The sequence below is a fragment of the Fructobacillus tropaeoli genome, from assembly GCF_016860625.1.
Classification (GTDB): Bacteria; Bacillota; Bacilli; order Lactobacillales; family Lactobacillaceae; genus Fructobacillus; species Fructobacillus tropaeoli.
In genome coordinates this window covers 255,452-274,207 of the sequence record NZ_BOJU01000004.1, presented here as the reverse complement: position 1 = coordinate 274,207, position 18,756 = coordinate 255,452, and the positions used below count along the sequence as shown (strand labels likewise).

The 18,756-nt window shown below is 45.5% G+C and carries 21 protein-coding genes; 2 read left to right on the top strand and 19 right to left on the bottom strand.

All coding sequences use genetic code 11. The features are described 5' to 3' along the window. Positions 1-419: 419 nt before the first annotated feature. The 5 genes from FT12353_RS06990 to gmk are packed head-to-tail and all read right to left on the bottom strand — an operon-like array spanning position 420 to position 2,639. A complete protein-coding gene (locus FT12353_RS06990) occupies positions 420-794 on the bottom strand; it encodes a hypothetical protein (protein ID WP_059393935.1) in 375 nt (124 codons plus the stop codon). Between the two features lie 10 nt (positions 795-804). Continuing rightward, positions 805-1,185 (bottom strand): CvfD/Ygs/GSP13 family RNA-binding post-transcriptional regulator, encoded by a 381-nt coding sequence (locus FT12353_RS06985; RefSeq protein WP_059393936.1) that lies wholly within the window; start codon positions 1,183-1,185, stop codon positions 805-807. A 47-nt stretch (positions 1,186-1,232) separates the two neighbouring features. Continuing rightward, positions 1,233-1,811: a peptidylprolyl isomerase gene (locus FT12353_RS06980; RefSeq protein WP_059393937.1), complete on the bottom strand. Its 579-nt coding sequence runs from the start codon at positions 1,809-1,811 to the stop codon at positions 1,233-1,235. A 1-nt stretch (position 1,812) separates the two neighbouring features. Beyond that, positions 1,813-2,028, bottom strand: coding sequence for a DNA-directed RNA polymerase subunit omega (gene rpoZ / locus FT12353_RS06975; RefSeq protein ID WP_047974323.1), 216 nt, complete (start codon positions 2,026-2,028; stop codon positions 1,813-1,815). An 11-nt stretch (positions 2,029-2,039) separates the two neighbouring features. Further along, positions 2,040-2,639 (bottom strand): guanylate kinase, encoded by a 600-nt coding sequence (gene gmk / locus FT12353_RS06970; protein WP_168779101.1) that lies wholly within the window; start codon positions 2,637-2,639, stop codon positions 2,040-2,042. Between the two features lie 281 nt (positions 2,640-2,920). On the opposite strand from gmk, the gene FT12353_RS06965 reads away from it, so the two are divergent. Next, a complete protein-coding gene (locus FT12353_RS06965) occupies positions 2,921-3,250 on the top strand; it encodes a hypothetical protein (RefSeq protein ID WP_059393939.1) in 330 nt (109 codons plus the stop codon). Between the two features lie 56 nt (positions 3,251-3,306). On the opposite strand, the gene FT12353_RS06960 is transcribed toward FT12353_RS06965, so the two are convergent. From FT12353_RS06960 to FT12353_RS06945, 4 genes are all read right to left on the bottom strand, one after another. After that, a complete protein-coding gene (locus FT12353_RS06960) occupies positions 3,307-4,389 on the bottom strand; it encodes a metaphase chromosome protein 1 (protein WP_203619228.1) in 1,083 nt (360 codons plus the stop codon). 15 nt (positions 4,390-4,404) lie between these two features. Continuing rightward, positions 4,405-4,752: a hypothetical protein gene (locus FT12353_RS06955; protein WP_047974319.1), complete on the bottom strand. Its 348-nt coding sequence runs from the start codon at positions 4,750-4,752 to the stop codon at positions 4,405-4,407. A gap of 151 nt (positions 4,753-4,903) precedes the next feature. Next, complete coding sequence (locus FT12353_RS06950) at positions 4,904-7,303, bottom strand: endonuclease MutS2 (protein ID WP_059393941.1); 2,400 nt, start codon at positions 7,301-7,303, stop codon at positions 4,904-4,906. 19 nt (positions 7,304-7,322) lie between these two features. Further along, positions 7,323-7,844, bottom strand: a complete 522-nt coding sequence (locus FT12353_RS06945; RefSeq protein WP_059393942.1) for a CvpA family protein — start codon at positions 7,842-7,844, stop codon at positions 7,323-7,325. Positions 7,845-7,992: 148 nt separating this feature from the next. On the opposite strand from FT12353_RS06945, the gene rnhC reads away from it, so the two are divergent. After that, positions 7,993-8,943: a ribonuclease HIII gene (gene rnhC / locus FT12353_RS06940; RefSeq protein WP_059393943.1), complete on the top strand. Its 951-nt coding sequence runs from the start codon at positions 7,993-7,995 to the stop codon at positions 8,941-8,943. A gap of 140 nt (positions 8,944-9,083) precedes the next feature. Here the strand turns inward: rnhC and FT12353_RS06935 are convergent, their stop codons facing one another. The 10 genes from FT12353_RS06935 to FT12353_RS06890 all read right to left on the bottom strand — a co-directional run bounded on the left by FT12353_RS06935 (position 9,084) and on the right by FT12353_RS06890 (position 18,709). Further along, the gene (locus FT12353_RS06935) at positions 9,084-9,389 is read right to left on the bottom strand and encodes a hypothetical protein (RefSeq protein ID WP_059393944.1); all 306 of its coding nucleotides are present in this window, start codon (positions 9,387-9,389) and stop codon (positions 9,084-9,086) included. 13 nt (positions 9,390-9,402) lie between these two features. Continuing rightward, positions 9,403-9,777: a DUF948 domain-containing protein gene (locus FT12353_RS06930; RefSeq protein ID WP_047974314.1), complete on the bottom strand. Its 375-nt coding sequence runs from the start codon at positions 9,775-9,777 to the stop codon at positions 9,403-9,405. Between the two features lie 130 nt (positions 9,778-9,907). Further along, positions 9,908-11,464: a ribonuclease Y gene (gene rny / locus FT12353_RS06925; protein WP_059393945.1), complete on the bottom strand. Its 1,557-nt coding sequence runs from the start codon at positions 11,462-11,464 to the stop codon at positions 9,908-9,910. A gap of 208 nt (positions 11,465-11,672) precedes the next feature. Next, a complete protein-coding gene (gene smpB, locus FT12353_RS06920; protein ID WP_059393946.1) occupies positions 11,673-12,137 on the bottom strand; it encodes an SsrA-binding protein SmpB in 465 nt (154 codons plus the stop codon). A gap of 31 nt (positions 12,138-12,168) precedes the next feature. After that, positions 12,169-14,664 carry a ribonuclease R gene (gene rnr, locus FT12353_RS06915; protein WP_203619227.1) on the bottom strand — a complete coding sequence of 832 codons (2,496 nt, stop codon included), beginning with the start codon at positions 14,662-14,664 and terminating at the stop codon, positions 12,169-12,171. A 71-nt stretch (positions 14,665-14,735) separates the two neighbouring features. Continuing rightward, a complete protein-coding gene (secG, locus tag FT12353_RS06910; protein WP_047974310.1) occupies positions 14,736-14,972 on the bottom strand; it encodes a preprotein translocase subunit SecG in 237 nt (78 codons plus the stop codon). 52 nt (positions 14,973-15,024) lie between these two features. Further along, the gene (locus FT12353_RS06905) at positions 15,025-15,798 is read right to left on the bottom strand and encodes a TrmH family RNA methyltransferase (protein WP_059393948.1); all 774 of its coding nucleotides are present in this window, start codon (positions 15,796-15,798) and stop codon (positions 15,025-15,027) included. Positions 15,799-15,815: 17 nt separating this feature from the next. Beyond that, the gene (gene yidC / locus FT12353_RS06900) at positions 15,816-16,763 is read right to left on the bottom strand and encodes a membrane protein insertase YidC (RefSeq protein WP_059393949.1); all 948 of its coding nucleotides are present in this window, start codon (positions 16,761-16,763) and stop codon (positions 15,816-15,818) included. A 151-nt stretch (positions 16,764-16,914) separates the two neighbouring features. Then, positions 16,915-18,018, bottom strand: a complete 1,104-nt coding sequence (locus FT12353_RS06895; protein ID WP_047974307.1) for a sensor histidine kinase — start codon at positions 18,016-18,018, stop codon at positions 16,915-16,917. A gap of 1 nt (position 18,019) precedes the next feature. Next, a complete protein-coding gene (locus FT12353_RS06890) occupies positions 18,020-18,709 on the bottom strand; it encodes a response regulator transcription factor (protein WP_047974306.1) in 690 nt (229 codons plus the stop codon). Positions 18,710-18,756 lie beyond the last annotated feature (47 nt).

The window sequence follows — 18,756 nt, the reverse complement described above, 5'->3', positions numbered from 1 at the left end:
ACCGTTACAGATTTGTTTGTTCAAAGTTTTGTTCAGTTTTCAATGTGCGATGCCTTGTTGGGCAACTCATTTAGTTTACCATAGCTGTGAACCAAAGTCAACAACTAATTTGGAAAGTTATTTGAGCTGCTTTGTTAGGGCAACTTGATTAGTTTATCAGGAATGTTGAACGATGTCAACAACTTTCTGAAAAACTTTTATCAACTGCCGGCTACCAGAGATAACCAGCGCCTCGCTAGAAGCACGTTTGCTTCGTAACGAACAATAACTAGTATAGCGCCTACCTTCTTACTCGTCAACACTTTTTCCATGTTTTTTAAAGAGATTCTAAAAGGGCGAAAGATACTTTCTCTCGCCCTTTTATTAACGGATAAAATACGAACATTATTGCTATTGATTATTGAATCATCCATTAATATTTAACTAGCATCAAAGGATGTGAATGTTGATGGCTGAATCGTTGTCAACAATTCACGGATATCATCAGCACTCTTAAAGACCAATTCCTTCGGTAACTGCTTCTGTAATGCCTGATAATCAGTCACATGAAAGGAGTATAACGATTCGGCATGGCCTTCATCTTCGACTGCAGTGGCCAATTCACCCAAGCGCCAATCGTCAAAATTAGTCACCCCAATCTTTTGAAAGGCAGACAGAATCGTCCCCAAAGAAGTCTTTTCTTCATGATGGTGAACCTTCACTGCCCAAAAATGATCACCTGAATCTTTTTGATGGACTAAAAAATAGGGAATATCGTGGTCATATGCAATAACCGTCGCTGCTACCATTGTCATATAGTACTCCTCAGCTAATTCTTTTCTTTGCTTCCTCAATCCAACCTGGCAAGGCTAACGCAATTGGTTCAAAACCATAGTCCAAGTGATAGTTCGTCCAGAAATGTCGTTTCACGCTGTTGTTTTTAATAATTGGCGTGTCCTTGAGTGGCATGATGCCCACCTGACGAAGAGAGAGGGAAATTTTACCAGTGTACTGGTCAATATCCAATACAATCACCTGTACCTGGTCACCGACTTTCAATTCGCCGTTCAAATTTTTAACAATCCCTGATTTGAACTCCGAAATATGAACCAAACCTTGCGTTTGCTCGTCTAATTTAATAAAGCCACCATAGGGCTGAATACCGGTAACTGTTCCTGTCACCAGCTGTCCAATTTTATAAGGCATCTTTTTTCTCCTACTGTCCTCATTATAGCAAAAAGCGCCCAACACTTTTAGTGAAGGACGACTTTTTCAATGACAATATCATCGATTGGGCGGTCAGCATAGTCTGCTTTCGCCTTAGCAATCTTATCGACAACATCCATCCCAGCCACAACTTGACCAAAGACAGTGTGCTTGCCATCCAACCATGGGGTTCCCCCATTTTCTTGGTAGGCAGTTTGAATTTCTTCTGGCAATCCCTTGAGGGCTGCCTTCATTTGCTTAGGAAAATGACTCGCTTGAACAATAAAGAACTGTGATCCGTTCGTCTTTGGTCCAGCATTCGCCATTGACAAAGCACCGCGAAGGTTAAACAAGTCATCTGAGAACTCGTCTTCAAAAGGCTTGCCCCAAATACTTTCACCACCGCGACCAGATCCTTCAGGGTCTCCCCCTTGAATCATAAAATCAGGAATCACTCGATGGAAGATAACGCCATCGTAGTAACCTTCCTTGGCGTGGGTCAAAAAGTTTTCGACTGCCTTAGGTGCTTGTTCTTCAAAGAAAATCAGGTCAATATCACCATAGTTGGTTTGCAAAGTGGCTTGTGCTTCTTTTGCCGCCAAATCTAACTGTGGAAAATCAGCCATCTTATTCTCCTTCATCCTGAACAACAGGGTTAATGACAACATCCCCTGCTTCAATTTCTTCTAGAGCTTGCCCAACTGATTTGTTGGAATCAAACTTAACCTTTGTTGCTGGCATCCCGGCATCCAATTCACGGGCGCGCTTTGAAGCTAAGGCAATCAACTTATACCGTGAATCAACTCGCTCTAACAACTTATCTACTGATGGATACAATAACATGTGCTACTCCTTTAATCCGCAATTTGATCAAATACGCGGCTAACCTTCAAACGTTCAGCAGTAATAATTGCCTTAATTCGGTCAACGGCTAACTCGACGATATCATTCTCGACGGCATAATTATAATTGATCATCTTCTTCAATTCGTCCTTAGCGGCTTCAACACGTTGGTCGATGACTTCAGGCGAATCAGTTCCTCGGCCCTCTAATCGGGTACGGAGATTTTTAATGTCAGGTGGGGTCAAGAAAATATAAACCCCTTCTGGCATTTTTGTCTTCACTTGCAAGGCCCCTTGGACATCAATTTCCAAGAAAACATCCTTACCGGAAGCTAAAGTTTCATCAATGAAAGAACGTGGCGTTCCGTAGTAATTACCGACGTATTCGGCATATTCCAACATGTCACCTGCCTGAATCTTTTCCTCGAATTCCTCACGGGAAACAAAGAAGTAATCCTGGCCGTCCACTTCACCAACTCGTGGCTTACGAGTTGTTGCTGAAATGGAGTAACGGAAATCAACACCGTCATCTTCAAAGATTGCCTTACGAACTGTTCCTTTTCCGACACCAGATGGGCCTGAAAGGACGATTAACAAACCACGTTGTGTCATGCTCTTCCTCTTTAACATCAAAATCTACTTTAATGTTTGTATTTTACCAGAATTTTTCTCATTATTCAATGACGGGCTCAAGTAACCACTGATTTGTCAACCTAATTCTAACCTTCCCAGAGACATTTTAGAAAGTCTGTTCGCCTGAGGGGAACAAAGCCCTAAACGCCTTTAAATCAGCCTTAAACTAGTTCTTAATAAAAATTTAACCAAGAAAAGCACTTGCAATACCAAACATTTGTTCGTATACTAAAGGCAACAGTGAAAGAGGAGGCGGTCTCATGCAAGTCAATCTTGATAGCCGGACTTATTACAATCAAATCATTAAGCAAGGCAAGCATGTCTTTGCCCGCTTACGCGAACACTTTGCTGTCGTTCCATTGAAGCAGCAACAAAATAGCCAAGAACTCATTACTCGCTTAGAGTTGGCCATTAATCTCCAAGAACCGGTGGACGTCCAAATGAACTATGGCTTTGACCAAGAACAAATCCAGGACTTCCATGGCGTCTTATCTCAGACGCCAGCCGGCGCATTGTTGATTCAGGATCAAAAGACGAAGCAAATTCACCAATTGATGCCAGACCTCTTGCGCCATATCTCATTTTCATAATTCTGCTAAAAATGCCTGTTGGTTTTCATTGAAGACCAGCAGGCATTTTTTTATCTTTACTTTTCTTGGACTAGTTCTTCAACGTCAGCAATCGTCAACTGTCCTAAGAGCTTATTTAAGGCAGCAACGTCCAGGTAATGGTCAACGCCAGTTAGACCAGCTTCCATCTTCTTAAAGTCCGTCACGGCCTTCTTACTAGCTAAGAATTGCAAATAGCGGGTAATCTCGCCCCCTAAACCATCCAACGAGTCAAAAACCGGTTGCCAATAGTCAAAGAGGTCCTCTTTGACAAAGGTAGCAATCAAGCTAGCCGTCCACTGGTGGTGATCAGCCTGGAACTTTTCTGCCAATCCTTGGTGTAAGGCCTGCAAAAGCGCCATTTCCTGATCCGACACCACTCCGGCCGTCGATGTCTTTTGGAAGGTTTCCACCATCCGTTTGCCAAAGGCAATTTCTTCTTCCAGTTGGTCCGCCGTTAAAGCAGGTGTCAAAGGCTTCGCATCGGCATTTTTTAAATCAGGTAACGTAACCGTTAACCCGCGAAAGACTTCCTGAATCGTTTCCAGGTCAAAGTCATCGGCATCCCCGTTTTGCTTTAAGAATTTAAATTGCAAGTCATCGATTGCTGATGACTCACTCATCAACTTGGCAACATCCTGGCCCTGGAAACGGAAGTAATTCACCGCCATGACCGTTCGCATAATCATTTTCCAGAAATTTGGATCAAACTTAGTCGTTTGCACGCCATAACGTGGTGAAACCTGCCCTTCCTTGGCCAAAAAGGCTTGGATATCATACAAAACTGGCGTCAGCAAGACAAAGTAGCGCCAGTCACGGTCCGTTGACTGAACCAAAGTGGCTTGCATCGCCTCGTTTAAGTTGACGATTACCCGTTCATCACTCGTAAAGGCAGAAAAATTCTGCTGCACCATGGTGGCAATCAAGTCATCTAAGAAGAATGAGGCCGCCTCAAAGACAGCTGGTTGATAGGTATTATTCTTGGTCAAAAAGAACCGTGCCCGCAAGAAACCAGCAAATTCATTGTAATCAAATGGTGCTAACTTCTTATTTTCACGAAACTTGTGCTTTGTATTTTGGTGTTTAAATGCTTTAATTTGTGCGGACTTTCCTTGTTTCACATTGAGCCTCCTACCTTAAATTGATAAATCGAGTTGGTAACGTCCGTGACCAAACTCACGCAGCTTAAATTGGAAAATTTGTTCCTTACGCTCTAAGTTCGGTGTTTGAACCTTGGCCTGCAAGTCACCTTCAAGTTCTGCCACTTCGATGGCCTGGTTAATGGCCGACATGACCGGTGCAAAACTCTTAGGATCAGCAGAAGCATAAAAGAGCTCCGCATTCCCGTAGGTATTGGAGCGACGAACTAAGTTCACAGACACTTTAAAGCGGTTGGCTTCAAAGACCAAGTGATTATAGTTAAAATCGCGGGCGTATAAAAATAGTGCGGATAAAAATTCTCCGGCTGGGTACTTATCAGACATGTTGTCTTCCCTTCTCGTTGTTTCAAGTAATTGGTGGCGGATTAAATACGTTACTAACATCAGGACTAAGCACGCCTTTTATAAATAAAGACGGGATTATTGAGCTGCTGCAAGGCTGATTTTTCAACCTTGACCAAATCCAAATCAGGCCTTAGCGCAAGGTCACGATCGTGGCACCATCCCCGCCAGCATTAGCGGAAGCAAAATGGAAGTCCTTGACCCGACGGTCGGACCGCAGAAAATCAGTGACACCCTTGCGTAATGCACCGGTTCCCTTTCCGTGAATAATCTCCACGGAAGAGAGGTTGGCCAAAACTACCGTATCCAAGTACCGGTCCAAATCAGTAATGGCTGCCTCGTAGCGAACGCCACGCAAGTCAAGCTTAGCCTGCACGCGGCCGGTTGCTGAACTGCTGTGGGCCGTCTTAGCAACCTTTTGTCGGTGCTGCTTCTGCTTTTCCTTTTGGGCCTTAGCAGTTGCTTCAGTCTTCGTCAGGTCGTCTTCGTCAACCAGCATCTTTAAGATGCCCAATTGGACTTCCCACTGACCATTCTTATGCTTTTTCACCAGAGTTCCCTGCTGGTTATAGGATTGAACCACCACATCATCCCCAGGAGCAAGCACCTTGGCCCTCTTAGCCTTCTGGAGAATCTTATTTTTCTCCAAGTGATCACTTTGATGCAAGGAAGAGATTGCCTGCTTTTGCTTTTGCAGATCCTGCTCGGACAAGCCAGCCTTTTGGCCACCGGCCAAGCGTTCCTTGCGGATAGCGGCAATTAATTGGTCAGCCTCTTTTTTGGTCTTCGCAACCAAGTGGTTAGCTTCCTTCTTGGCATCCATCATGACCTTGGCCTGATTTTGCTCCAACTTTAACGTCTTTTCTTCCAGGAGTGTTTGTTCACTTTGAACTTGAGCCGTCTTCTTTGCCAAATCAGCTCGCTCGCCCTTGGCCAATTGGCGCTGGTCAACCAGGTCCTGAATCATCTTATTCAAGTTTTGGTCCTCAGGGTTCACCAATGATTGGGCATCCGCCAACAGCTCATCGTCAAAGCCTAAGCGCTTGGCAATAGCCAGGGCATTTGACTGTCCTGGTACACCAATTAAGAGCTGGTAAGTAGGCTTGAGCGTCTCCACATCAAAGACCATGGAGGCGTTTTCCGTTTCTGGACGGTCATAACCATAAAGCTTCAATTCTGGATAGTGGGTTGTAGCGATGGTTTTGGCCTGCAAAGAGCGCGTCCGATCCAAAATTGCCATGGCCAATGCGGCCCCCTCTTGCGGATCCGTTCCGGCTCCCAATTCATCAAAGATGACCAGGGATTGGTCATTGGTCTGTTGCAAAATCTGCTTGATGTTAGCCATATGTGAGGAGAACGTGGATAAGTTCTGCTCAATTGACTGTTCATCCCCAATATCAGCAAAAATCTGGTCAAAGACCGCTACCGTCGATGGCCGACCGGTCGTAATAAAGAGTCCCGACTGAGCCAAAAGCTGCAAAAGTCCCAACGTCTTGATGGTAATGGTTTTTCCACCGGTGTTCGGTCCGGTAATAATCAATGTTTGGTAGTCGATGCCAAGACTAATATCGTTTTTAACGGCCTTCTTTTCACCAATCAACGGGTGCCAGGCCTGGTTTAAGACAACCGACTGGTCGGTTGACAGAGCTGGTGCCTGAGCATTTTGGCTTTTCGCTAACCGTGCCTTGGCGTTGGCAAAATCCAATTGGCCCAAAATCAAAGCATTGGTGACCAGGTCTTCACTATGCAGGGCCAGTTCAGCAGAGAGTTCAGCTAAAATCCGATTTTCCTCAGCTCGGGCCAAAACATTTAATTCTGACCATTCATTGGCTAATTCAACCACCACCTGCGGTTCAATGTAGTAGGTCTGACCACTTTGGCTTTGGTCATGGACAACCCCTGGAATTTGGTGCCGGTATTCGGCCTTCACCGGCAAAACATAGCGGTCCGACCGTTTTGTGACAATCGGTTCCGAGAGGTACTGGGCTGATTTTCCCCGCGTGTACCCCTGCAGCTTCTGCCGGATAGCATTCTCATGCCCCGTCATTAGCCTTCTCAGGCTCGCCAGCGCCGAAGAAGCACTGTCCAATACTTGCCCCGTCTCATCAATGGCCTTGTTGACCTGAGCCGTCAATTCGGGCAAGAGTACCAGGTCGGCCGCTTTAGCAGCCAGACGGTCTACTGACCCCGCCAAATCATCATCTTGAATATTTTCAAAGAAATGAGCAATTGCGGCGGTAGCAGTTAACACTTGGGCCAAACTGACAATTTCCGCCCCGTTGAGGCTTGCCTGAATTTCCAATCGACGAACCTGATCCTTAATGTCCACCAAGGCCGGCAACAACATGCCGCCCTTTAATCGATCAATCAACACGGCCTCGTTGGTTTCCTGCAACCAGGCAGACACCTGGTCAAAATCAGAAGACGGTTGTAAGTGATCAACTAGGACTTGTCCCTGTTCGGTCTGAATAAAGGGATACAGTTGGTCTTTTACCTTTTCATATTCTAATGTCTGTAAGACTTTTTTATTCATACTATTTGTTCCTTATTACTTAAAGCCACCACTGATAAATCTGGTTCGAAAGAACCGGCGTGGTGTTCAAAAACTGATTTAAAATTGGGCTTTGGCTAAACTGCATCTGCAGCCAGGCATTGGGGACAACCGATAAGACCTGCAAAATAACAAAGCTTAAAACAACTCCGATTCCCAAATACAAGATGCCACCCAACAGGCCGTCAAGTGCTCCTAAAATTGGCAAACGACGGATAAAGCGGATGGGGCGCAATAAATAGTGGCCAACAAAAGAACCCAAGGCCATCACGACCATAAAGGCCAAGCCCGATGATAAGAACTGGGTTCCTTGACGAGAAACTTCTTCTGGCACACCTGGACGAGAGAACTGGCCCGAAACCCAGTTGGAGAAGAGATCAGCGAGTGGCTTGGAGTAAACCGTGGCCATATAAAAGACCAAACAAAAAATCGCTAAACGGGCCAAGACGTGGACCAAGCCTTCCCGGTATCCGGACAAGGCCATGAGGAAAATTACAACAGCAAAAATCAGTGAAAGAATCATTTTCAAGCTCCTATTTCGGCGCGATTTTATCTGGCTCTCCCCCAACCAAATGCGCTCAATTCACATACTTAATACGGTCAATTATACCATTAAAACTGCTATAATTAAGTGGTTACTACCCCATTTACCAAGAAGAAAGCGGGCTTCAATGCAAAGCGTACTATCCTTGTCAAAGGCAACCATTAAGAAATGTCAGGACTACTATGCAGGTCACATGAAAGAATCAGCACCGGCTGGCGCACTCTTCCAGGCCCAAACAAATGAGACGACCATCACAGCTTACCATTCCGGTAAAGTGCTCTTCCAAGGCAAAAATGCCAATCTAGAGGCAAACCGGTGGGCTGATCAGCAATTAGACCTCAGTAAAAGGGGTGAAAAAAGAGTCAAGGTACGACCCCAGCAGGATCAACCTGGCCAAAATCTTCCTGCTGGCTTTCAAAATTGGAGCGTCATCGGTTCTGACGAAGTTGGTGCCGGGGCCTACTTTGGTCCACTAACAACAGCGGCCGTTTATGTACCACAAGACCAAAATGCCTGGGTCAAAAGCCTTGGTATCGCTGATTCGAAGACACTGACCGACGAAAAAATTAAGGCCATGGCCCCTCAGATCATCGAACGCCTCCCGCACCACGTCGTCAACCTCATGCCGGATAAGTACAACCAATTGCAACAAAGCGGACAAAACGTGGTGGCAATGAAGGCCCTTTCGCACAACTTTGTTTTAGCAACCGTCCTCGGAAAAATCAGCCCGACAAAACCGGATGGTTTCTTAATTGACCAATTCGTCACACCCAATTCTTATTTTCGCTATCTAAAAAAGAACCACCAGCAGCCAATCGTGGAAAATCAGGTCTACTTCACCACCAAGGGTGAGCGGTACCACCTAGCCGTCGCCGCGGCTTCTATTCTCGCCCGCTACGTCGAACTGATTTCAATGGCCGAACTGAGCCAGGAAGCCGGTATTCACCTACCAATCGGTGCTGGTAAGGAAGCAGACCGCGTTGCTAGCCGCCTTATCAAAGAGGGAAAAGACTTGAACCACTTTGCCAAGGTCCACTTCGCCAACACCAAAAAGGCTGAAAAATTAGCCCGCGGGTGAGTTAATGCTAGTGAGCGGTAAAAGGTTCCAGGAACTCTCGGTCGCTTAAACCAAAACACTCCCCCAAAGCGACTCTATTCCAAACCAAATTTTATCGACAAGAAAACCACTAAGCAGAATCACCTGCCTAGTGGTTTTCTTTACTTGTCATCGTTTAAAGACAAGTCGTGTTCACTAATTTCAATATCATTGCGGTCCTGATCTTCCTGATCAACCACTTGATTGGCCAGTTCTGCCTTCTTAGCAGCCAAGGTTTCCTTGGCTTTCGAAACATAGGGCGCCAAATTGTCTTGAACGCGACTAGCAGCCTGCTTCGCCTGGTCGGCCTTCGCCTGAACCTTTTCTTTAAGCTCATCCTTTTGTTCTTCATGCATCAACTTGTAGGCCGCAGTGACACCAAGACCAAACAAGAAACCAGCAAAAATGCCATTCGTTGCTTTTGACATAGCAATTCCTCCGTTACTTTTTATTTTTTTTAGAAAAGAGACCGAAAACCTTCGACAATGCTAACGTAGCACCAGCCTTTGAGATTGTCCCCATCCCCGCTAAGTTATTTGATGCCTTTCGAACCGAACCATTCAAATCGGAAACTGTCTGTGATAAATCAGCAGCAGCCTGAACAGTAACGTCTAGCGTCGCCATCTTATCGTTGACATCATCCAACAACATGTTTGTGTTCGCCAAGACCTCGTTAGAAGAGCGGGCGATGGTATCGATATCAGTTGTCAAGATGCTGACCGATCGGGTTAATCGCAACAAAAAAATACCGATAAAAACAACCAAAAGCAAAAATGCTAAGGCAAAAATTAAAATTGAAAGTTCTCCAATAGTCATAAAGTGAGATTCTCCTCTCGTTTCAATAAAGGACAGGTGATTTGCTCCTATTGTAGCAGACTTGAAACATTATTGCAGGCTCAGACATTAATTTAGTCCCTCAAATAAAAAAGCCCCAAAGGGCTTTTCATTAACGAGCGTAATCAACTGCTCTCGTTTCTCGAACAACTGTCACCTTCACATGACCCGGATATTCGAGTTGTTCCTCGACTTCGGCCTTAATATCATGGGCCAAAACCGTTGCTTGAATGTCGGTCACCTTTGAAGGCTCAACAATCACGCGAACTTCTCGACCAGCTTGGATAGCATAGGCTGATTTAACACCCTGATAACCATCCGCAATATTTTCAAGGTCGGTCAGACGCTTCACGTAGTTTTCAAGCGATTCTGATCGAGCACCTGGACGAGCAGCAGAAATTGCATCCGCAGCTGCGACCAAGTCTGCTAGTGGTGAAATTGCCTCCGTATCGCCGTGGTGGGCGGCAATGGCATTCACAACCACTGGCTTTTCCTGATATTTCTCAGCTAAGCGAACGCCTAGTTCTACGTGAGAACCTTCAACTTCCGCATCAACAGCCTTACCAATATCATGTAAGAGACCAGCACGCTTTGCTTGTGCAACATCCATTTTAAATTCGGCAGCCATCAAACCGGTAATCTTCGCCACTTCAATTGAGTGTTGCAAGACATTTTGTCCGTATGATGTCCGATAATTCATTCGACCAATTAACTTAATTAAGTCTGGGTGTAGGCCACGCAGTCCTAGTTCAAAGACGGCTTCCTCACCCTTTTGTCGAATATTTTCATCCATTTGGCGACGCGCCTTTTCAACAGCTTCTTCAATCTTAGCTGGGTTAATGCGCCCGTCAGAAATCAGAGCCTCTAAGGCGTTTTTAGCAATTTGGCGACGCAGGGGGTCAAACCCTGACAAGACAACTGACTCTGGCGTATCATCGATAATCAAATCAATCCCAGTCAATGCCTCAAGCGTCCGAATGTTGCGGCCTTCACGACCAATAATCCGACCCTTCATCTCCTCACCAGGTAAGTTCACAACGGAAACCGTGACATCTGAAACGGTGTCAGCAGCCGAACGCTGGATCGCTTCCACTACCACGTTCCTTGCCCGCTTTTCGCCCTCGCTTTTAGCATCAATTTCATACTCTTGAATCAAAGCTGCTCGTTCACGATCCAACTGAGCACTCGTTTCAGCTAGAATTTGATCCTTGGCCTGTTCTCGAGTCAATGCCGCAATTTCCTGCAACTTCTCTTCCTGTGCAGTCAAAGTAGCCTGTGCAGCATCAGCCTTTTTTGTGGCTTCTGCTAATTGGCTTTGTACCTGGTTCTCTTTTTGAATCAGCGAAGCATCTCGCTGGTTCAAAGTTGCGTCTTTTTGATCCAAAGTATCTGTCCGGTCCTGCAGACGACTTTCTTGGGCTTCGACCTTTTTTTCCCGACCTGACAGTGATTCAATCACTTCATGACGGTACTTTTGGGCCAAGTCCTTTGCGTCAACTTCTGCATCCCGTTTGATACTTTTGGCTTCATCATTTGCTTGTTTTAAAATGTTTGCTGCAACCTGCTTGGCGCTATTGAAACGCATCTTGTCTAAGATTTGTTTTACAAAATAGCCACCAGCCAAGCCGATTATCAAAGCAAAGAATGCTGAAATAATAATCATACCCATCGTATTTTCTTCCTTTCAGCAGTGAATTTTTTTCAATTCACAATTCTAGTATAGACAAAAATAGTCTTTGGGTCAATTAGAAAAGAGAATGTCTTTTTCTTGTTTTTTTAAATAAAATATTTTAAAAATCTTCGATAAAATCAAAACAAAAGCACAATTAATGAAAACAGGTCTGTTCTTAAATGACACAAGAACAGACCTGTTATCCTTAATTTTTAAAACGACGATTTAAATCTCGTTCCTGGTCGCGCTTTTTAATTGATTGGCGCTTGTCATATTGCTTTTTTCCACGACCAACACCAATTAAAACCTTGGCAAAACCACGCTTCAGATAAACCTTCAACGGCACAATGGTTACCCCGGGTTCCTTTGCCAACCCGTTCAATCGGGCAATTTGTTTTTTGTGCAAAAGTAGCACCCGGTTGCGTAAAGGATCAACGTTAAATTGATTACCATTTTCATAGGCCGCAATATGAACATTGGTGAGGATTGCTTGACCATTGTTGATAGTCACAAAACCATCCCCAATCGTAATTTGACCGGCTCGAACTGATTTAATCTCGGTTCCAGTCAAAACAACCCCGGCCTCCAGGGTTTCTTCAATCGCATAGTTAAAGCGAGCCTTGCGGTTCTGCGCCAGGGCTGGATCGTCTTTGATTTTCTTTTTGGCCATCCGGCTTCCCTTCTGCAAGTTTTAAAACTGCTTACTTTCGATGGTTAACCTTAAATTGGTGTTTCCCGTTACTTGAGCCATTCTTTTGTTGGCCTGGTTTGGTTGAGTGATTCGAGTTATGACCACTAACACTACGATTACCACCGTGATTGCGTTGTTGGCTACCAGCTGGCTTCTGACCGTTCTGGCCGCCATGGTGACGGTTACCGCTACCGGAACGGTTATTTGAACCATGACCGTTCGACTTCTGGCTAGAGCCGTTCCCATGACCAGCACCCTTATTCTGGCCACCACGACGGTTGCCACGACCATTGCGGTCACGGCCAAACTTCCCCTGATTTTGTTGTGGTACCCGAATATCGGTCGTTGGTGCTTCCTCAGGATTCAAGAGCACAAAGTCAACAGTTGATTCTTCCTTATTGGCACGAATGACCTTGATTTTGACCTTTTGACCAATCTGGAAAATATGGTGCTTTGAACGACCAATTAGAGCAGCATGCTTTTCATCGTACTCATAGTGGTCATCCGTTAGGTTTGAGATATGGACCAAACCTTCGACCGTGTTTTCCAGGGAAACAAAGAGGCCAAACTTGAGGGCAGCATTGACAACACCATCGTATTCCATGCCAACCTTGTCTTCCATGTACTCGGCCTTCTTCATCGAATCAACTAATCGTTCCGTATCGATGGCCCGACGTTCACGCGTTGAGGTATCAATTCCAATCTGTCCCAATGAAGAGGCATACTTTTCTTGCGCTTCAGCACCTGTACCATTTTTGGCATACCACTTAATTAAGCGGTGAACAGTCAGATCAGGATAACGCCGGATTGGTGAGGTGTAGTGCGTATAGTAATCAGCACCAAGACCAAAGTGGCCCAGTGGTTCCGGTGAATACTTGGCCTGCTTCATTGCTCGTAGCATCATCGTTGAAATCATTTGCTCGGCTGGATCATCTTTGACTTGCTCCATCAAGGTCTGCAACATCATTGGCGTAACCTTGGCAGGATCTCCCTTGACAGGGTGTCCTAAAGCCTTACTAAACTCGAAGAAGGACTGTGCCCGTTCTTCATCTGGCACTTCGTGAATTCGATAAAGGAACGGTACTTTCAGACGGTCATAGTGTTCAGCCACGGTTTCATTGGCCGCCAACATAAATGATTCAATCATTCTTTCGGCCGTCCCTCGTTCGCGGACAACCACGTCAATCGCCTTCCCGTTTTCATCAACGACAATTGAGGCTTCTGGCGTATCGAATTCAATCGCACCACGGCGAACACGCTTTTGATACAAAATTTGGTGTAACTCACCCATTTGATCAAACATGTCAGTCAAACCGCTGTACTCTTCTCGGGTCTGATCATCCCCGGCCAAGATTTCGTTCACGGCCGTATAGGTCATTCGTGCATGAGAACGAATGACTGATTGCTTAATTTCATGCTTGACAACCTGGCCTTCGCGGTTAATTTCCATCTCCACGGACATAGCCAAGCGGTTGACGTCTGGGTTTAAAGAAGCAATCCCATTTGACAACTTTTGCGGTAGCATTGGAATTACTCGGTCTGTCAAATAGACAGACGTTCCTCGGTTGTAAGCTTCCTTATCGATGGCTGAACCAGGACGAACATAGTGAGAAACATCCGCAATATGGACACCAAGGTGGTAATTGCCGTTATCCTTTTTCCAGACTACGACGGCATCGTCAATATCCTTGGTGTCGGCACCATCAATCGTTACCAATGGTTGGTCAGTAATATCCTGACGGCCTTGATAATCTTCTTCCAACACTTCATTTGGAATCGCATCGGCCTCAGCCATGACCTCATCGGGGAAGTGGTTCGGTACCTTCTTATTTTCAACAATTTGCATGATATCCATGCCGGGTTCATTTTCATAACCCAAAATTTGGGTCACGGAAACCAAAAGTTGCTTAGGGTGAACACGGTCAGCAAAGCGGTCGACTTCTGCCACCACTACCTGGCCATCGTGCAATTCTAAGCCATCCTTAGCTTTTTGCACCAAAACCTGATAAGAGCCCGCCTTCTTATCGTTTAAACGAATTTGACCCAGGGCCCCCTCTTGTTGTGAGCCTGCCGTATAAATGCCAACAAGGCGTTGGTAGGCATGGTCAATAATTTCTTCAACGCGGCCTTCAGGACCGCGGTCTTCAGACTGTGCCGGTTTCACCATCGAAACGCGAACAGTATCGCCTTGCATTGCCTGGCCAGTATTGTCAGGGGCGATAAAGTAGTCGGGTAAGTTTTCATCATAGCGGACAAAGCCAAAGCCCTTGTCATTGGCCTTAAATTCACCCTCAATTTCACCGCTTACTGCTTGGTATTGATAGGCATCGCCCACCTGCTTAGCCGTCTTAGAAACGACCATCTGGTCCAAAACCCCAACTACCTGTCTGTAACCGGCTGCATCATTCATGCGCAGACCGTCAGCCAAGTTTTGTGCCGTAAAGGCCTGAGTTGAATTGGCCTTCAAAAAGCCCGCGATTTGTTCTTTTAATTGTTTTAATTCCATTATTTTCTTAATGTTCTCCTAAAAATGGTAAATAAAAAATCAGTCTACAAAAAAGTAAACTGACCTTTCAATTAATGAGCGGCAATATACATCAAGGCCAAGGCAATAATGAACCAGATGGCTCCCAAAATGGTTGTTGCCCGACGCAACACGGCTTCAAAGCCGCGTGACTTTCGCTCGGTAAATAAATCGGCTGCTCCACCAGACAAAGCTGACAAAGCATCCTGTTGTTTGCTTGGCTGCATCATGACTGTCACGACTAACAGAAAACCGACAACCAGCAAAAGGATGGTGAGAATATTCGTCACAATGACCGCCTCCACTCGCTATTTCATATTTCTTAGTATAGCAGAACTCGCCTTAATTTCCAAGGCTCAGCCGGAACATCAAAATTCCGCCAGCCACGGCAACGTTCAATGATTCTGCTTGACCCAAAATTGGAATGTAGAGGTTAGCCGTTGTCTTCTTGGCGAATTCAGGGTTAATGCCCTGACCTTCATTTCCAACAATCAAAGCACCAGCCGACAACCCTTGAATTTCTTGGTATGGCTTGGCTTCCTCATTCAATTCGGAACCGTAAACGGGCAAGTTGTTGTCTTCAAAAGCAGTAATCCAATCGTTTAGGTCCCCCTGCAAAACTTCCAAATGGAAGTGTGAGCCTTGCATAGCACGAACAACCTTCGGTGCATAGGCATCAGCAGTTCCTTCACCCAAAACAACTCCCTTAAAGCCAGCAGCATCCGCTGTTCGGATTAAGGTCCCAACGTTCCCTGGATCTTGGATGGCATCCAAGAAGAGCCAAAGGCCATCATGGACATAGGCAGGATCAAAAGTCTTTTCAGGTAAGGTTACTTCGGCAAAGATTCCCTGTGGCGTCTTTGACCCAGCAATATGGACAGCAACTTCCTTTGAAATTTCAAAGGCAGGCACACCATGGGGAACATCTGGCAAGTGTTCTGCCATCTGCTCTTCTGTTGCCATGATAGCGTGGAACTTTGCCCCCGCTTTGATAGCTTCCTGCACTAGGTGCCAGCCATCAAGCAAGTAAGTCTTTTGCTCAAGCCGTCCCTTTTTTGTGGCTAACTTGGCCCAAGCTTTCACTTTGGCATTTTGTTTGGATAAAATTCGTTCCATTATATGTCCTTTATTAATTATTTCTCGTTCCGGCGTTGTTGCTTGCCGGCATTTCGTGGGCCAGATTGTTGGCTCTTGTCATCATTTGTTACATCTCGAGGGCGCAAATCTTCGGGGCGAACACGATTCTGATTTGTCCCAAAGGCAGCGGAAGCTGGTTGGCTCAACAAATCATCGGCACCCTTTTTAAGAACAAAGTTCTTATCCACGTCGTCCTCTAACTTAGCATACATCAAATGCACGATGAATGCTTGCAAAACAACGGTAATTCCACCAACAATAAAGTAAAGACCCAAGGCCCCAGATGAAATCAGGGTAATCCCAGCAATCATTACTGGTGAAATCCACAACATTTGTCCGGCTGTCTTCTTTTGTTCAGCTGGCATGTGAATCAATGACAAGTATGCTTGAGCGGCATAGATCACAAAGACGACCAGTGACAGCAAGATTTCAGGCTTTGACAAAGGTAAACCAAAGAAGGTAGCCGTCTTCAGGCCATCAGCGTGTTGGATAGCCAGGTACAAACCAGAAAAGATTGGCAATTGAATGGCCATCGTCAACCAGGAAATCCCACCGGTCATCGAAACACCATTCTCACGGTACAAGGACATTGAGGCCATCGAAGCCGCCTGCTGCTCTTCTGGTGTCTTGGCACTCTTCACAGCCGCTTGAACCTTTTCCAACTCTGGTCGCAACTTTTGCATCTTTAATGATGACTTTGTCGTGTTAATTTGTTGGTTAACAAAAATTGGCAACAGGATTAAACGAATAATCGCCGTTAAGATAATAATGGCCCAACCAATGGCGTTGACACCGCCGACCCACTTGGCAATCTCCGTCAAAATGTGAGCAATTGGTGTCGAAACAAACCGATACATTCGGCCATGAACGCCGTAACCACCGGTCATTAAGTAGATATCTAACAGGACAAACAAAATCGTGAATGTCCGCTTTGCTGATTTCATGAAAAAATTCCTCTTTTAATAATTTAATTAGTCTTAAACATTATAACAAGAATGTTCGCGAAAAACTTTCTTTTCTGAATACAAATAAAAAAGACTAGTTCGTTGATACGCCAGAACTCCCAAAATTGGAAGTTAATAGCCAATCAGCCAATCAGTCTTTTTGATGGTTATCTGTTTCTTTCACCAGCGGGAAGCGCAACCGGAAAACCGAACCGGAACCAAGCGCTGATTCAACCTGAACCTGGCCACCATAGGCGGCGACCATCTTTTTCACGATACTCAAGCCTAAACCATTTCCACCAGTTTGGTGCACCCGCGCCTTATCGACACGGTAAAAACGATCAAAAACGCGATCCAAGTCCTCAGCGGCAATTCCTTGACCGAAGTCTTGGACGCCAATATCAACCCAAGAACCGGATTCCGCCAAAGCCAAGTGAATTTCCTTCCGGTCGGTTGAGTACTTCAGAGCATTGTCGATCAAAATAATCAGGAGTTGCTCCAAATGATCTGAACGCACTGCCACTTCAGCCGGAGCCCCCAAAGCATTGTCCAATGTCCACGAAAAATCTGGATGGACCATCTGCAAGTCGTGGTAAACCCGTTCCAAAACGGGTGCCACCTCAGTCTTTTCGGGTTGACTGCTGACCGTTAAGTTTTCTGCTCGAGTCAACATCAGCATTTCGTTGACCAAGGTTTCCATTCGAGATATCTCAGACAAGGAAGAGTGAATGGAATCTTCTAGGACCTCTGGATCATCCTTCCCCCAGCGTTCCAACAGCTCCAAATGTCCCTTAACGATGGCCACTGGGGTCCGCAATTCATGCGAGACATCTGAAACAAAATCCTGCTGAGCGTGGATAAGGCCCTGGACCTTATCCATCGTCTCGTTTTGCACCTGCCCCAAGTCATTGAGTTCCTTATTGTAGGCAACCGGCTTGACTCGGTCATCTGTCACAGGGTCCTCTTCAAAGGCCAGCATCGTTTCTTGTAACTTTTTAACTGGGCGCACCAAAAATTGAGCCAAAATCCAAGACAAGCAAATCGTCCAAATCACGGCGACAATGACTAGAAAAGCCCACCAATGGCTCAGCTTCTCAATCGTTTCACCATGAATATTTGGGCCTAAAATCAGGTCTAAACAAAATAAGATCACGGCTAACAATAGTAAAAAACCCACCGACAAGGCCAGCGTCAATAACGTCTGGATTGAAAGGGTCGGTGAGACATCTTTTGTTTTCTGCTTGCTTGCTTTCATCTTAGCTCCGCATTACATAACCCGTTCCACGAACAGTTTGGATATAAGAAGTCTTTGATTCTGGATCATCCAACTTATTACGCAAGTAACGGATATAAACATCAACAACGTTGGTTTCGATTTGTGTGTCAAAGCCCCAAACTTCTTTGAGTAACTTTTCGCGTGACTGAACAACATTAATGTTTTCAACCAATAGCAACAGCAAATCGTATTCACGCTTCGTCAAGTTAATCACTTGATCATCACGACGGGCAATCCGGTTTTCTTTTTCCAGTTGCAAGTTCTTAAAGCGAATAATCGAAGGTGACTTATCTGCTGGGTTTTGTTCAATATCGATTCGACGCAAAAGTGACCGCACGCGGGCCAACAATTCTTCAATGGCAAACGGCTTGACAACATAGTCATCAGCACCATAATCCAAACCTGAAACTCGGTCAATCACGGAGTCACGGGCCGTCATCATGATAATCGGTGTCTTCTTCACTTCACGCAAGCGACGAGCGACTTCAAAGCCATTTAATTCTGGCAACATCAAATCAAGCAAGATTAGGTCAAAGTCCTCGTTTAAGGCCTTGTCCAAGCCCTCGCGGCCGTTTAAGACCGTTTCCACGTCATAACCTTCATGCTTTAGCTCTAAACTGACGAACTTCGCCAAGTTTTCTTCATCTTCTACAATTAAAATCCGACTCATATTTTCCCTCACGACGTCCCTGGATGCTCAATAGCTCAAGCGCCATC